The following is a 14,750-nucleotide window of genomic DNA, read 5'->3' as shown; positions in this document are numbered from 1 at the left end:
AAATCGGGGCATGACCGCCGAAACCGCACCGTCCATGGACCTGACGCATCACTTCCTCATCGCGATGCCCGGCCTGGAGGAGGCCCCGTTCGCCCGCAGCGTGGTCTACCTCTGCGAGCACAGCCCGCGCGGCGCGCTCGGCCTGATCATCAACAAGCCGAGCGACATCAACCTGAAGAAGCTGTTCGACAAGGTGGACCTCGCCTTCGGCCGCAGCGACCTGTCGGAGGCACCGGTGTTCCAGGGCGGCCCGGTGCAGACCGAACGCGGCTTCGTGCTGCACGAGGCGATGGTGGCCGAGGGCGCCGAGGCGTCCGACACCTCGGTCTACGCCTCCACCATGACGATCCCCGGCGGCCTGGAGATGACCACGTCGAAGGACGTGCTGGAGGCGATGTCCTCCGGTGCCGGTCCGAAGCGGGTGCTGGTGACGCTCGGCTATTCCTCCTGGGGCGAGGGCCAGCTGGAGAGCGAACTGGCCGAGAACAGCTGGCTCACCGTGGGTGCAGACCTGTCGGTCATCTTCGACACGCCGGTGGCGCAGCGCTACGACCAGGCGCTCAAGCTGCTCGGCCTGGAGAGCTGGATGCTCTCGCCCGACGCCGGCCACGCATGAGCGGCCCCACCGCCATGCCCGACGCCGGTCCCGACGTTCCCGCCCGCTTCCAGTCCTTCCTGGCCTTCGACTACGGGCAGAAGCGCACCGGCGTCGCATCGGGCAACCGGATGCTGAAGACCGCCACGCCGCAGGGCACGGTCGCGGCCGAAGGCGACGCGCGCTTCGGCCCGATCGGCCAGCGCATCGCCGAATGGCAGCCCGACGCGCTGGTGGTCGGCGTGCCGTTCCATCCCGACGGTGCCGAGCACGACAACACCCGGCGCGCCCGCAAGTTCGCGCGCCAGCTGCACGGCCGCTTCGGCCTGCCGGTCTACGAGGTGGACGAGCGCTACAGCACCACCGAGGCGCTGGCCGACGGCGCCCGCGACGCCGACGCCGCGTCGGCCTGCATCATCCTCGAACAGTTCCTGCGGAGCCTGCCATGACGATTCCCGATTCTTCTGCCGCCGCGGCCGCCCAGCACCTGGTGCTCGACGCCGAAGCGCTCTACCAGGAGCTGCTCGGCGGTCTGCGCCGGCTCGTGAGCCCGCGCACCCGCCTGGTCGGCATCGCCTCCGGCGGCGTGTGGCTGGCCGCGCGGCTGCAGGCCGACCTGGGGCTGGCCGATGCGCCGGGCACCATCTCGTCGGCGATGCACCGCGACGATTTCGCGCAGCGCGGCCTGGCCGCCAGCGCGCACAGCACCGCGCTGCCGTTCGAGGTGAACGGTGCCGAAATCATCCTGCTCGACGACGTGCTTTACACCGGCCGCACCATCCGCGCGGTGCTCAACGAGCTGTTCGACTACGGCCGGCCGGCGAGCGTGAAGCTCGCGGTGCTGGTCGACCGCGGCGGCCGCGAGCTGCCGGTGCAGGCCGACTTCGCCGCCGCACGCGTGGCGCTGCCCGCCCACCAGCAGCTGGCCCTGGCGCAGGACGCCGGCGGCCGGCTGCGCTTCGACGTCGAAAACGCCTGAACCCGCGGGCCGCCTTCCCGCTCGCGCCGCCTCCACCGCCATGCTCTACAAACGCAATCCCCAGCTCAACAAGAACGGCGAACTGGTCCACCTGCTGTCCATCGAAGGGCTGCCGAAGGACATCGTCACCCACATCCTCGACACCGCCGCCAGCTTCGTGAGCGTGAGCGACCGCGAGGTGAAGAAGGTGCCGCTGCTGCGCGGCAAGAGCGTCTTCAACCTGTTTTTCGAGAACTCGACGCGCACCCGCACCACCTTCGAGATCGCGGCCAAGCGGCTGTCGGCCGACGTGATCAACCTGGACATCGCCCGCAGCTCGGCGACCAAGGGCGAGTCGCTGCTCGACACCATCGCCAACCTGAGCGCGATGGCGGCCGACATCTTCGTGGTGCGGCACAGCGAGTCGGGCGCGCCCTACCTGATCGCGCAGCACGTCGCGCCGCACGTGCACGTGGTGAACGCCGGCGATGGCCGGCACGCGCACCCGACGCAGGGGCTGCTCGACATGTTCACCATCCGCCACTACAAGAAGGACTTCAGCGGCCTGACGGTGGCGATCGTCGGCGACGTGCTGCATTCGCGGGTCGCGCGCTCGGATATCCACGGCCTCACCACGCTCGGCTGCGCCGAAGTGCGGGTGGTCGGCCCGAAGACGCTGGTGCCGTCCGACATGGCGCAGATGGGCGTGAAGGTGTTCCACACCCTGGAAGAAGGCATCCGCGACTGCGACGTGGTGATCATGCTGCGCCTGCAGAACGAGCGGATGAGCGGCGCGCTGCTGCCGTCGAGCCAGGAGTACTTCAAGAGCTTCGGCCTCACGCCCGAGAAGCTGCGGCTCGCCAAGCCCGACGCGATCGTGATGCACCCGGGGCCGATCAACCGCGGCGTGGAGATCGACTCGGCGGTGGTGGACGGCGCGCAGAGCGTGATCCTGCCGCAGGTGACCTTCGGCATCGCCGTCCGCATGGCGGTGATGAGCATCGTTGCCGGAAATGAGGCATGAACCCCCAGGCTGCGCCGCTGCGCGGCTCCGCCTCCCCCTTGCAGGGGGCGACACCGGCGGCCCGGCAAAGCCGGATCCGCGGTGTCCCGCGGGAAAGCATGGGCTGCTCCAACTGGTGCTATTGAATTTATAGCTGCTCGCGCATGATCCACCTGCGCTGCAGCCCGTTTTTGGCATGAAAACCTTATGAAAATCCTGATCCAGAACGGCCGCATCCTCGACCCGGCGTCGGGCCACGACGCGGTGGGCGACCTGGCGATCGCCACCGGCCGCATCATCGGCGTCGGCAGCGCGCCGGCGGACTTCGCACCCGACCGCACGCTCGACGCCGCCGGCTGTATCGTCGCGCCCGGCCTGGTCGACCTCGCGGTACGGCTGCGCGAACCCGGCCACGAGCACGAGGGCATGCTCGCCTCCGAGATGGCGGCGGCGGTCGCGGGTGGCGTGACCAGCGTCGTCTGCCCGCCGGACACCGACCCGGTGCTCGACGAGCCCGGCCTGGTCGAGATGCTGAAGTTCCGCGCCGAGAAGCTGCACCAGGCACGCCTGTTCCCGCTGGGCGCCGTGACCCGCAGCCTCGCCGGCGAGGTGCTGACCGAGATGGCCGAGCTGACCGAGGCCGGCTGCGTCGGCTTCAGCCAGGCCGAGGTGGCGCTGGCCAGCACCCAGGTGCTGCAGCGCGCGCTGCAGTACGCCGCCACCTACGGCTACACCGTCTGGCTGCGGCCGCAGGAACTGCACCTGGGCAAGGGCGTGGCGGCCAGCGGCCCGCTCGCGACGCGGCTCGGCCTGTCGGGCGTGCCGGTGGCGGCCGAGACGATCGCGCTGCACACGATTTTCGAACTGCTGAAATCGACCGGCGCCCGGGTCCACCTGTGCCGGCTGTCGAGCGCCGCCGGCATCGAGCTGGTGCGCCGCGCCAAGGCCGACGGCCTGAAGGTGACGGCCGACGTCAGCATCAATTCGCTGCACCTGACCGACACCGACATCGGCTACTTCGACAGCCGCGCGCGCTTGGTGCCGCCGCTGCGCCAGCAGCGCGACCGCGACGCGATCCGCGCCGCACTGGCCGACGGTACGGTCGATGCGCTGGTGTCCGACCACACGCCGGTGGACGAGGATGCCAAGGTGCTGCCCTTCGCCGAGGCCGAGCCCGGCGCGACCGGGCTGGAACTGCTGCTGAGCCTCGCGGTGAAGTGGGCCGACGAGCAGGGGACGCCCGCGGCGCTGTCGCGGGCGCTGGCGGTGCTGACCAGCGCGCCGGCGGCGGTGCTGGGCGGCGCGCTCGGCACGCTGCAGGCGAGCGCCGGCCGGCTGGTGGCGGGCGGCGTCGCCGACGTCTGCGTGTTCGACCCGGCGGCCCGCTGGACGGTCGAGGCCGGCGCGCTGCGCAGCCAGGGCAAGCACACGCCGTTCTCCGGCTACGAACTGCCGGCGCAGGTGCGCTGGACCCTGGTCGGCGGCCAGATCGCCTTCGACCGTTCCGCCGCCTGACACGATGGCGACCGGACTCGGCCGGCGCCTGTCCGCCGCCTGGCGCATCGTGCGGGCGGTGGCGCACGGCCTGCGCGGGCTCTGGATCCTGCGGCGCCGCTTTCCCCGGCTCGACCGCGCCGAGCGGCAGGCGTGCATCGAGCGCTGGAGCCGCGAGATGCTGGCGCTGCTCAACATCGACCTGCGGGTCGAGGGCGCGCGCCCGGCCGACGGCCCGCTGCTGCTGGTCGCCAACCACACGTCGTGGCTCGACATCCTGGCCGTGCTGGGCGCCCGCAGCGTGTCCTTCGTCGCCAAGTCGGACATCCGCCACTGGCCGCTGGTCGGCGCGGTTGCGGCCGGGGCCGGCACCCTGTTCATCGAGCGGACCTCCCGGCGCGACGCGCTGCGCACCGTGCACCGGATGGCCGAGGGCCTGCAGTCCGGCGAGGTGGTCGCGATCTTTCCCGAGGGCACGACCGGCGACGGCCGCATGCTGCTGCCCTTCCACGCCAACCTGCTGCAGGCGGCGATCGCGGCGGACGCGCCGGCACAGCCCTGCGGCATCCGCTTCGAGGATGCCGCCACTGGCCGGCCGAGCCGGGTGGCGCTATATGTCGGCGACGACACGCTGCTCGGCTCCCTGTGGCGCACCCTGACCGCCGACCCGCTGCGGGTGGTGGTGCGCTTCGGCACCCCGGCGGCGGCGAACGGGCGCGACCGGCGCCGCTGGGCGCAGGACCTGCACACCGAGGTCGACGCCCTGAGGCAGTGATTGCAAAGCCGCAGGCGTCCTACAGGGTCGGCGGCACGCAGGGGCGGACAATCGGTGTTCCACCGAACTGCGGCCCGAAGCTGCCCCGTCCTCCGGCGCACACCGCGCCCTGTCGGCGATTCCGCCGCCTCTGTCTCCGACGCCTCCGTTTTCCATGAGTGTCCTGTCCCGACTCCAGAAGCTGCTACTGCAGCCCCGCGCCGAATGGCGCCGCATCGACGAGGACCCGTCGACCGCCGGCCGCGTGGTGCTGACCTCCCTCCTGCCGCTGGCGGCCATCCCTGCGCTGTGCAGCTTCGTCGGGCTGAGCCTGGTCGGCGTGGGGGCCGGCGGCGCGCTGGTCCGTCTGCCGGTCGCGGCGGGGCTGCTGCAGGCGCTCGCGATGTACCTGGTCGCGGTGCTCGGCATCGTGCTGGTGGCGGTGGTCGTCAAGCTGGTCGCGCCGACCTTCGGCGCCCGGCCGGAATGGCCGCGCGCCTTCAAGCTGGCGGTCTACGGCAGCAGCGCGGCGCTGCTCGGCGGGGTGTTCCTGGCGGTACCGGCGCTGTCGCTGATGGCGCTGGTGGCGGCGCTGTATTCGGTCTACCTCGTCTTCACCGGCCTGCCGGCCGTGATGCGCACCTCGCAGCACAAGGTAGTGCCGTTCACCGCGGTGATCGTGCTGGCCGGCGCGGTGGTGGGGCTGCTCGCCTCCGCGGCCACCAGCCATTTCCTGGCGCGGGGTCTGGGCGACGCCGCCGTGGTGCTGCAGACGCCGGGCGGCAAGCTGCGGCTGGATGCGGCCGGGCTGGAAGCCGCCTCGCAGAAGATGGCCGACGCCGCCCAGCGGCTGGAAGCCGCCAGCGAGAAGCAGAGCCAGGCGGCAGCGCCGGTGGTCGGCACCGGGCCGGTCCTGGGCGGCGACCCGGACGCGGGGGCGGTGCCGGCGCCGGCGCTCAAGGCCGCGCTGCCGGAGACGCTCGGCGCCTTCACCCGCACCGCCGTCGAGATGCAGGGCGGCAAGGTGACCGGCATGGCGACCAGCAACGCCCGTGCCGAATACAGCAACGGCGAGCAGCGCCTGCGGGTCGAGATGATCGACCTGGGCAGCATGAGCAAGCTGATGGCCGAGGCGGGTGCAGTGGTGCAGGGCGAGCGCGAGAACAGCGCTTCGGCCGAGCGCACCTGGCAGGAGGGCGGCCGCACCTTGCACGAGAACTACCGCAAGGACGGCAGCATGGCGCAGTACACCACCACGCTGCGCAACGGCGTGGTGGTCGAGCTGACCGGCAGCCGGATGAACCTGGACGAGGTCAAGGCCGCCTCCAGCCTGCTCGACCTGAAGACACTCGAAAGCCTGCGCCGCCAGCCGGCCAGCTGAGGCGGTACCGGCCGGGCAGCGGCCCCATGGCAGGCCGTCGCCCGACCGGCGACGGCCGCTTTTCCGGCAAACGGGCCGGCCCGGCGGCGCGCCGCGCCTGTCGGCAGGGACCGACACCCGGACGGTGTTTCGGCTGAGGAAACGTGTCGGGCCGCGCAGCCACCATCACGCCCAATCCTTCCCACCGTCCATCCGATCCACCCCGCGAGGCTGCCATGCCCCATCCTGTCGCCGACGACACCCCCTTCACCCCGCTCGCCACCCTTCCATCGCCCAGCCGCTTCAAGGTTGACGATGACGACGACGGGATTTCGGTGGCGCGCATCGCGCTCGGCTACGTGGGCACGCTGGTGCTGACGCTGGCCAGCGCCCTTGCGATCAGCGGCTACGCACCGCACGTGATGACGACCGTGGCAGGCATCTGACCCGGTTTCCGCAGACGCATCGTTCATCTATCAGGAGTGCCGCCATGATCCGCTTCGCCGTTCGCGCCCTTGTCCATTCCGTGGTGCTTGCCGCAGCCGCCTACGGCTTGTCGGCTGCGGCACAGGTGTCAATCGGCGCACAGGCCGCGGCGACCGGCCCGGGTGCCAGCACCTCGGCCAACGGCGGCACCGGCGGTGTCGGCCTGGGCGGCGTCGGCCCCGGCGTGACGGTCAATCCGGGTGTCAACGCCGGCGCCGGCGCGATGGCATCGGGCACGCCGGTCGGCAATGGGGCGCTGGTCGGGCCGCGCGCCCGGCGCAATGCCGAGCGGGAGCTGCCGATGGCCGATCCGGCGGACCGCCCGGCCAATGCCGGCCAGCGCGCGCTGCAGCTCGACGAGGCGACCCGCGCGCAGCTGCTGGTCCCGCGTGCCGCCCCGTGAACGCTGCACCCCGTCCTGCGCCCGTCCTCGACAATCGCCCCATGACGCCGACTTCTCTCCTCCTGCGCACGCTGTCTGCCACCGCAGTGGCCGCACTTATCGCCGGCTGCAACAGCCTGCGCCCCACGCCGCCGGCACCGGCGCCCGATCCGCTGGCGCAACCCGGCGGCACCTGCAACGCGGCCAATGCGCAGTGGACGCTCGGCAAGACGGTCGACCAGCGCCTGGCCGAAGAAGCCCAGCGCCGCGCGGGCGCCCGGGTGGTGCGGGTGCTGCGGCCGGGCCAGATGGCGACGATGGAATTCGCGCCGGCACGCCTGACGCTCGACACCGACGCTCAGGGCCGGATCACGACCGCCCGCTGCGGCTGACGGCAGGGAGGCGGATCAGGCGTAGCGCTTGGTCCGCAGGTTGTTCTTCATCTGCTTGAGCACCGGCTGCAGCGGCGTGCCGATGCGCAGCGCCACGCAGGTGGCCAGGATGTCCACCACCATCAGGTGCAGCAGCCGCGACACCATCGGGCTGTAGCGGTCGTAGCCCTCCGGATGGTCGGCCGCCAGGTGGATATGGCCGGCCGATGCCAGCGGCGAGCCGCTCGCGGTGATGACGATCGTCGTCGCGCCGTTCTTGCGGGCGATGTCGGCGGCATCCATCAGGTCCCGGGTGCGGCCGGAGTTGGAAATGATCACCACGCAGTCGCCGGGCCCCAGCATCGTCGCGCCCATCACCTGCATGTGCCCGTCGCTGTAGGCGATCGCGGTCACGCCCAGGCGGAAGAACTTGTGCTGGGCGTCCTGCGCCACGATGCCCGAGTTGCCCGCGCCGTAGAACTCGATGCGCCGGCCGGTCTGGTAGGTCGCGGCCAGGGCGGAGGCCGCCCGTTCGATCGCCGAGGTGCTGGCGTCGTTGCGGTATTTGAGGAAGGCCGCGACCGCGTTGTCGATCACCTTGACCATCACGTCGCCGGTCTTGTCGTCCAGGTCCACGCTGCGGTGGATGAAGGGCACGCCCTCGCTCACGCTGCCGGCGAGCTTGAGCTTGAAATCCGACAGGCCGTCGTAGCCGACGCTGCGGCAGAACCGCACGACCGTCGGCTTGCTGACGTGCGCCCGGTCCGCCAGTTCCACCACCGGCAGGCTCGCGAAGGCCCTCGGGTCGGCCAGCACCAGCCGGCCCACCCGCTGCTCGGCCGGCGCGAGCGAGGGCAGCGAAGCCCGGATGCGGTCGAGCATGCCGCCCGTTTCGGCCGTCATGCTCAGGCCTCTTCCGACCAGCAGAAGCCGTCGCGGGCGATCATCGCGCTGGCGGCGCTCGGCCCCCAGGTACCGGCGGCGTAGCCGCGCGGCCGGCCGGTCTGCCACGCCTCCAGGATCGGCTCGACCCAGCGCCAGGCGGCCTCCTGCTCGTCGCTGCGCACGAACAGGTTGAGCCGGCCGTCGATCACGTCGAGCAGCAGCCGCTCGTAGGCGCCGACCCGTTCGGAGCCGAAGCGCTTGTCGAAGTCCAGGTCGAGCTGCACCGGGGCCAGCGTCTGTTCGCCGGTGCTGCTGGAGCGGCGGGTGCGCCGGCCGTCCTGGCCCTCGGCCAGCAGGTGCAGTTCCAGTCCGTCCTTGGGCTGCAGGCTGATCGCGAGCTGGTTGGCGCAGCCCTGAGGGGTGCGGTAGATCGGGTGCGGGGTCGGGCGGAAATTGACTTCGATCCGCGCATCGCGCGAGGCCAGCCGCTTGCCGGTGCGGATGTAGAAGGGCACGCCTGCCCAGCGCCAGTTCTCGATCTCGGTGCGCAGCGCGACGAAGGTCTCGGTGCGGCTGTCCGGGTCCACGCCGGGTTCCTCGCGGTAGCCGGGCACCCGCTGGCCGTAGGCGGTGCCGGCGGTGTACTGGCCGCGCACCGCGTGGCGCTCCAGGTCGTCGGGCGTCCAGGCTTTCAGCGAGCGCAGCACCTTCAGCTTCTCGTCGCGGATCGCGTCGGCGCTGGCGTTGATCGGCGGCTCCATGCCGATGGCGCAGAGCAGCTGCAGCGCATGGTTCTGCACCATGTCGCGCAGCGCCCCGGTGGTGTCGTAGAAGGCGCCGCGCTTTTCCACGCCCAGGTCCTCGGCGATCGTGATCTGGATGTTGGCGATGTACTCGCGGCGCCACAGCGGCTCGAACAGCGCATTGCCGAAGCGCAGCGCGAACAGGTTCTGCACCGACGGTTTGCCGAGGTAGTGGTCGATGCGGAAGATCTGCTCCTCGGCGAACACCTTGCGCACCGCCTCGTTGATCGCGCGGTTGGAGGCCAGGTCGTGGCCGAGCGGCTTTTCCAGCACGATCCGGGTGCGCGGCGTCGCGAGGCCGGCCGCGCCCAGCTGTTCGCAGGCGGTGGTGAAGAGCGCCGGCGCGGTCGCCAGGTACATCACCACCGTGTCGGCGTGGCCGGCGTCGAGCTTCTGCTTCAGCCGCGCATAGTCTTCGGGCTTGGAGAGGTCCAGCCGCACGAAATACAGCATCTGCGCGAACTTCTCGAACTCCTGGGCGTTCGGGCGCTTCGCGCCTTCGACCTCCTCGAACCGGGTGCGGATCAGTTCGCGGTACGCCTCGTCACTGTGGTCGTCGCGGGCGACGCCAATAATCCGCCCCTCCGGCAGGCTGCCGTGCCGGAACGCCTGGAACAGGGCGGGCATCAGCTTGCGCCATGCGAGGTCGCCGGTGCCGCCAAAGAGGACAAGATCGAAGGACATGGTCGTGGGCTCTTGCTGAAAGTCGCAAAATGTAATCGAGTTTCAGCGATTATCGGGAGCGATTGGTACCGGCGCCGCAAGGTGATGTAACCCGATTACGTGATAATCCGCCCGCCGCTTTTTACGGACCTGCTCTCGCCATGAACCAACTCGACGCCCTCAAGCAGTACACCACCGTCGTCGCCGATACCGGCGACTTCCGCCAGCTCGCCGCCTACCAGCCGCAGGACGCGACCACCAATCCGTCGCTGATCCTGAAGGCGGTGCAGAAGCCGGAGTACCGGCCGCTGCTCGACGAGACGGTCGCGCAGTTCCGCGGCCGGCCGCTCGACGAGATCGTGGACCGGCTGCTGGTGCGCTTCGGCACCGAGATCCTGTCGATCATCCCGGGCCGCGTGTCCACCGAGGTCGATGCGCGGCTGTCCTTCGACGCCGACGCCACCTTTGCCCGCGGCGAGCGGATCGCGGCGCTCTACCAGGAAGCCGGCATCGCGCCGGAGCGCCTCCTGGTGAAGGTCGCCGCGACCTGGGAAGGCATCCGCGCGGCCGAGCGGCTGGAGCAGCGCGGCATCCGCACCAACCTGACGCTGCTGTTCTCCTTCGCGCAGGCGGTGGCCTGCGGCGACGCCGGCGTGCAGCTGATCTCACCCTTCGTCGGCCGGATATACGACTGGTACAAGAAGTCGGCCGGCGCCGGCTGGGACGAGGCGGCGAACGCCGGCGCGAACGATCCGGGCGTGCGCTCGGTGCGGTCGATCTTCGCGTACTACAAGCGCCACGGCATCGCCACCGAGGTGATGGGCGCGAGCTTCCGCAACGTCGGCCAGATCACCGCGCTCGCCGGCTGCGACCTGCTGACGATCAGCCCCGAACTGCTGGCGCAGCTGGCCGCCTCCGACGCGCCGCTGCAGCCGGGCCTCGACCCGGCGGAAGCCCGCCACGCCGACGTGGCCGCGGTGCAGTACGACGAACCGGCCTTCCGCTTCGCCCTCAACGAGGATGCGATGGCGACCGAGAAGCTGGCCGAGGGCATCCGCGCCTTCGCCGCCGACGCCCGCAAGCTCGACGACCTGCTGCGGGCGCAGCACGGCTGATCCCGGCTTCTTCTCCATCCGACCCTTCGACCCTCCGACGCTCCGAAAGACCCGATGACTCCCGCGACCCGCTGCGACCGCACCGCCGCCTGGCAGGCCCTGCAGGCCCATTTCGACACCGGCGGCGGCGGCGGCCGCGACTTCGACGCCCGCCACGCCTTCGTCACCGACCCGCAGCGGGTCGAGCGCTTCTGCCAGGAAGCGCCGCACCTGTTCGCCGACCTGTCGAAGAACCGCATCGACGCCACGACCGAGGATCTGCTACTGCAGCTGGCCCGCGACTGCGGCCTGGAGGCGCAGCGCGACGCGATGTTCGCCGGCGCGCCGATCAACGCGACCGAGGGCCGTGCAGTGCTGCACGTCGCGCTGCGGCGGCCCGGATCGGATGAAAATCCGGCTTCTGCGCAGGTGCCGCCTGCGCAGGCAGCTACGGATTCGATAGCAAAGGGCCTGAACGAGGTCGAGGGCGTGCGGGCCGCGATGCTGGCGTACGCCGAGCGCATCCGCGGCGATGCGGCGATCACCGACATCGTCAACATCGGCATCGGCGGCTCCGACCTCGGCCCGCAGATGGCGGTGCTGGCGCTCGACGCCTTCCGCGCGCCGGGCAAGCGTTTCCATTTCGTCTCCAACGTCGACGGCCACGACCTCGCCGCGGTGCTGCGCCAGGTGCGGCCGGAGAGCACGCTGTTCCTGGTCGCCTCCAAGACCTTCACCACGATCGAGACCATGACCAACGCGCAGAGCGCCAAGGCTTGGTTCCAGGCGGCCGGCGGCACCGACGTGGCCCGTCATTTCGCCGCGCTGACGACCAACGTGGCGGCAGCGAAGGACTTCGGCATCACCACCACCTTCGGCTTCTGGGACTGGGTGGGCGGGCGCTATTCGCTGTGGTCGGCGATCGGTCTGCCGATCGCCATCGCGGTCGGCGCCGCGGGCTTCCGTGCGCTGCTGGCCGGCGCGCATGCGATGGACGAGCATTTCCGCACCGCGCCGCTGGAGCGCAACCTGCCGGTGCGGCTCGGACTGCTCGACATCTGGTACCGCAACTTCCACGGCTTCGCGAGCCGCTGCGTCGCGCCCTACCACCAGGGCCTGAAGCGGCTGCCGGCCTACCTGCAGCAGCTCGAGATGGAGAGCAACGGCAAGCGGGTGGACCGGGACGGCGAGGCGCTGCCCTTCGCCACCTCGCCGGTGGTCTGGGGCGAGCCCGGCACCAACGGCCAGCATGCGTTCTTCCAGATGCTGCACCAGGGCACCGACGTCGTGCCGCTCGAATTCATCGCCGTGCGCGAGACCGACCACGACCTGCCCGGCCACCACGGCAAGCTGCTGGCCAATGCGCTCGCGCAGGCAGCTGCGTTGCTGCAGGGCCAGGACGACACCGGCGGCCATCGCCATTTCCCGGGCAATCGGCCGAGCAGCTTCTTCGTGCTGGAGCGGCTGGACCCGACGACGCTGGGCGCGCTGATCGCGCTCTACGAACACCGTGTCTTCGTGAGCGGAGCGCTCTGGGGCATCAACAGCTTCGACCAGTGGGGCGTGGAGCTGGGCAAGGTGCTGGCCAAGGACATCGAGCCGCGGCTCGCCTCGGGCCATACCGCGGGACTGGACGCGTCCACCGCCGCGCTGGTGCAGCGGCTGCGCGCGGCCTGACACTGGCGCGGGACTAGGGCCTGTTAACACTAATTGCGCGCAGACGGCTCTCCATCGACACTGGGTCGATGGAGATCACAACAGCGCAATTCGCCCAGATCGAACACTGCTTGCCCCGCCAACGAGGCAACGTCAGCCTTTCAAACCTGCAAGTGCTCAACGCGATCCTCTATGTGGCCGAGCACGGCTGCAAGTGGCGTGGTCTGCCCAAGCGGTTTGGCAACTGGCACACCATCTACACGCGCATGAGCCGCTGGGCCAAGTCTGGCGTGCTCGACAAGGCGTTCGAGCAGTTGCAGCGCGCTCAGGTCGTGCAGATCAAGATCGAGTCCGTCTGCCTGGACAGCACCAGTGTGAAAGTGCATCCCGACGGCACTGGTGCTCGAAAAAAAACGGTCCGCAGGCTATCGGCAAGTCCCGCGGTGGCTGGAACACCAAGATCCACCTCGTTGCGGCCGACGCGCGCACGGCCGTAGCGTTCTCGCTGTCGCCGGGCCAGGCGCACGATGCACCCGAGGGGCGAGAGCTGTTGAGGCGGCTGGGACCACCCAATCGCCCTCTTCACCTGATCATGGACCGCGCCTACGAGGGCAATGAAACCCGGCAGCTCGCACTCGATCTGGGCTTCGTCCCGGTCGTGCCGCCTCTGAGCACTCGCATCGAGCCCTGGGAGTACGACCGGGCCATGTACAAGCGCCGCAACGAGGTCGAACGCCTGTTCCGCAGGCTCAAGGGCTACCGCCTCATCTTCTCCCGCTTCGAGAAGCTCGACGTCATGTTCATCGCCTTCATCAGCTTCGCGCTGATCGCCGATGGACTGCGGTTGTGTTAACAGGCCCTAGGCCAAGCCAAGGCAGGGCAGGGGAGGGCAGGCCAAGGCAGGGCAGGGCAGGGCAGGGCAGAGGAGGGCGTCGACGGCCCGGCCTATGATGCGCGCGGGTGCCGTCCGGCATCCGCACCGTACGAGGAACCACCCGCCATGATGACTTTCGGCTCCGCCGTCTCCACCTGCCTGCAGCGCAAGTACGTCGATTTCTCCGGACGGGCGAGCCGCTCGGAATTCTGGTGGTTCGCGCTGTTCCAGATCGTCGTCCTCGTCGTGGCGTCGATGATCCACGAGGCGGTCTACGGCATCGCCGCGCTGGCGCTGCTGCTGCCCGCGCTGGCCGTCGGCGCGCGCCGGCTGCAGCGGCTGGTGGCTGCTGCTGTATTTCGTGCCGTTCGTGGGTTTCCTGGTGCTGCTCTACTGGAACGTGCAGCCGAGCCAGCCGCAGGCCAATGCCTTCGGCGAGCCGCCGCTGGCAGCGGTGCAGCCGCCGTCGTTCCTGCCGTCCGGCAATGACTGACACTGCCGTGCGGGCCGGCATGACCGCCAGCCCCGGCGGTGGCCCTCCGGCGCATCGCCGCCGCCTGCTGTGTGCAGGCGGTCGTCCATCCTTCTCCTGATTCAGATCCTGCCTCCGCATGACCTTCCCGACCGTATCCGCTCCAGACACCGCCGTCCGCCCGATCGTCCTGCATGCCGCCCCGCCGCCGACCGCGCCCGGCGCGGTGCGCTGGACGGTCGAGGCCGTCGAGGCCCTGCTCCAGCTGCCGTTCCTCGACCTGCTGCACCGCGCCCAGACCGTGCACCGCCAGCATTTCCCGGAGGGCGATATTGAACTGGCGACGCTGCTGTCGGTGAAGACCGGTGGCTGCCCCGAGAACTGCGGCTACTGCCCGCAGTCGGCCGAGTTCGACACCGGGGTGAAGGCGCAGAAGCTGATGGAGCGCGACGAGGTGCTGCGCGCCGCGCAGGCCGCCAAGGATGCGGGCGCGACCCGCTTCTGCATGGGCGCGGCCTGGCGTGCGCCGAAGGACCGCGACGTGGAGAAGGTCGCGGTGCTGGTGGAAGCGGTCAAGGGTCTCGGCCTGCAGACCTGCGCCACGCTGGGCATGCTGGAGCCGCACCATGCGGTGCAGCTGCGCAACGCGGGCCTGGATTACTACAACCACAACCTCGACACCGCGCCCGAATACTACGGCAGCGTGGTCGATACCCGAAGCTACCAGCAGCGGCTCGACACCCTGCGCCACGTGCGCGCGGCCGGCATCAGCGTCTGCTGCGGCGGCATCGTCGGCATGGGCGAAGCGCCGGTGCACCGTGCGGGGCTGATCGCGCAGCTCGCGAATCTCGACCCGTATCCCGAATCGGTGCCGATCAACAGCTTGGTCCGGGTGCCCGG

The 14,750-nt window shown here is 70.5% G+C and carries 15 protein-coding genes and 3 pseudogenes; 16 read left to right on the top strand and 2 right to left on the bottom strand.

Annotated features, from left to right (window positions below; all coding sequences use genetic code 11):
* The first annotated feature begins 10 nt into the window (after positions 1–10).
* From QZ500_RS13005 to QZ500_RS12960, 10 genes and pseudogenes are all read left to right on the top strand, one after another.
* Positions 11–616, top strand: coding sequence for a YqgE/AlgH family protein (locus QZ500_RS13005; protein WP_295855832.1), 606 nt, complete (start codon positions 11–13; stop codon positions 614–616).
* A complete protein-coding gene (gene ruvX / locus QZ500_RS13000) occupies positions 613–1,044 on the top strand; it encodes a Holliday junction resolvase RuvX (RefSeq protein WP_295855831.1) in 432 nt (143 codons plus the stop codon). Before QZ500_RS13005 ends, ruvX begins: the two co-directional genes overlap by 4 nt.
* On the top strand, positions 1,041–1,574 hold the full coding sequence (gene pyrR, locus QZ500_RS12995; protein WP_295855830.1) for a bifunctional pyr operon transcriptional regulator/uracil phosphoribosyltransferase PyrR: 534 nt from the start codon (positions 1,041–1,043) through the stop codon (positions 1,572–1,574). The genes ruvX and pyrR overlap by 4 nt, the downstream gene beginning before the upstream one ends.
* Positions 1,575–1,617: 43 nt before the next feature.
* Positions 1,618–2,577, top strand: a pseudogene (locus QZ500_RS12990) (aspartate carbamoyltransferase catalytic subunit); the annotation flags it as partial.
* 186 nt (positions 2,578–2,763) lie between these two features.
* Complete coding sequence (locus QZ500_RS12985) at positions 2,764–4,071, top strand: dihydroorotase (protein WP_295855828.1); 1,308 nt, start codon at positions 2,764–2,766, stop codon at positions 4,069–4,071.
* 4 nt (positions 4,072–4,075) lie between these two features.
* Positions 4,076–4,825 carry a lysophospholipid acyltransferase family protein gene (locus QZ500_RS12980; protein WP_295855827.1) on the top strand — a complete coding sequence of 250 codons (750 nt, stop codon included), beginning with the start codon at positions 4,076–4,078 and terminating at the stop codon, positions 4,823–4,825.
* A gap of 154 nt (positions 4,826–4,979) precedes the next feature.
* Entirely contained in the window at positions 4,980–6,185 is a 1,206-nt protein-coding gene (locus QZ500_RS12975) for a Yip1 family protein (RefSeq protein ID WP_295855826.1), read from the top strand.
* A gap of 215 nt (positions 6,186–6,400) precedes the next feature.
* The gene (locus QZ500_RS12970) at positions 6,401–6,610 is read left to right on the top strand and encodes a hypothetical protein (protein WP_295855825.1); all 210 of its coding nucleotides are present in this window, start codon (positions 6,401–6,403) and stop codon (positions 6,608–6,610) included.
* A gap of 44 nt (positions 6,611–6,654) precedes the next feature.
* Positions 6,655–7,053 carry a hypothetical protein gene (locus tag QZ500_RS12965; RefSeq protein ID WP_295855824.1) on the top strand — a complete coding sequence of 133 codons (399 nt, stop codon included), beginning with the start codon at positions 6,655–6,657 and terminating at the stop codon, positions 7,051–7,053.
* A 41-nt stretch (positions 7,054–7,094) separates the two neighbouring features.
* Positions 7,095–7,424 (top strand): I78 family peptidase inhibitor, encoded by a 330-nt coding sequence (locus QZ500_RS12960; protein ID WP_295855823.1) that lies wholly within the window; start codon positions 7,095–7,097, stop codon positions 7,422–7,424.
* Between the two features lie 15 nt (positions 7,425–7,439).
* Here QZ500_RS12960 and QZ500_RS12955 read toward each other — a convergent pair whose 3' ends face one another.
* Both QZ500_RS12955 and zwf read right to left on the bottom strand, forming a co-directional pair.
* On the bottom strand, positions 7,440–8,285 hold the full coding sequence (locus QZ500_RS12955; protein WP_295855860.1) for an SIS domain-containing protein: 846 nt from the start codon (positions 8,283–8,285) through the stop codon (positions 7,440–7,442).
* A gap of 23 nt (positions 8,286–8,308) precedes the next feature.
* Positions 8,309–9,775: a glucose-6-phosphate dehydrogenase gene (gene zwf, locus QZ500_RS12950; protein WP_295855822.1), complete on the bottom strand. Its 1,467-nt coding sequence runs from the start codon at positions 9,773–9,775 to the stop codon at positions 8,309–8,311.
* Positions 9,776–9,915: 140 nt separating this feature from the next.
* Between zwf and tal the strand changes: the two genes are divergently transcribed.
* The 6 genes and pseudogenes from tal to bioB all read left to right on the top strand — a co-directional run.
* The gene (gene tal, locus QZ500_RS12945; protein ID WP_295855821.1) at positions 9,916–10,869 is read left to right on the top strand and encodes a transaldolase; all 954 of its coding nucleotides are present in this window, start codon (positions 9,916–9,918) and stop codon (positions 10,867–10,869) included.
* Positions 10,870–10,923: 54 nt separating this feature from the next.
* The gene (gene pgi / locus QZ500_RS12940) at positions 10,924–12,525 is read left to right on the top strand and encodes a glucose-6-phosphate isomerase (protein ID WP_295855820.1); all 1,602 of its coding nucleotides are present in this window, start codon (positions 10,924–10,926) and stop codon (positions 12,523–12,525) included.
* A gap of 68 nt (positions 12,526–12,593) precedes the next feature.
* Positions 12,594–12,749: pseudogene (locus tag QZ500_RS12935) on the top strand (transposase); the annotation flags it as partial.
* Positions 12,719–13,357 carry an IS5 family transposase gene (locus tag QZ500_RS12930; RefSeq protein WP_295855819.1) on the top strand — a complete coding sequence of 213 codons (639 nt, stop codon included), beginning with the start codon at positions 12,719–12,721 and terminating at the stop codon, positions 13,355–13,357. The pseudogene QZ500_RS12935 and the gene QZ500_RS12930, both read left to right, overlap by 31 nt.
* Positions 13,358–13,507: 150 nt before the next feature.
* A pseudogene (locus QZ500_RS12925) lies at positions 13,508–13,871 on the top strand (DUF805 domain-containing protein).
* A 118-nt stretch (positions 13,872–13,989) separates the two neighbouring features.
* On the top strand, positions 13,990–14,750 hold a 761-nt coding region (gene bioB / locus QZ500_RS12920), incomplete at its 3' end, for a biotin synthase BioB (RefSeq protein WP_295855818.1).

Source organism: uncultured Xylophilus sp., assembly GCA_913776965.1.
GTDB lineage: Bacteria > Pseudomonadota > Gammaproteobacteria > Burkholderiales > Burkholderiaceae_C > Xylophilus.
Note: the sequence above shows the minus strand (reverse complement) of the source record. Positions and strands in the feature narration are given on the sequence as shown.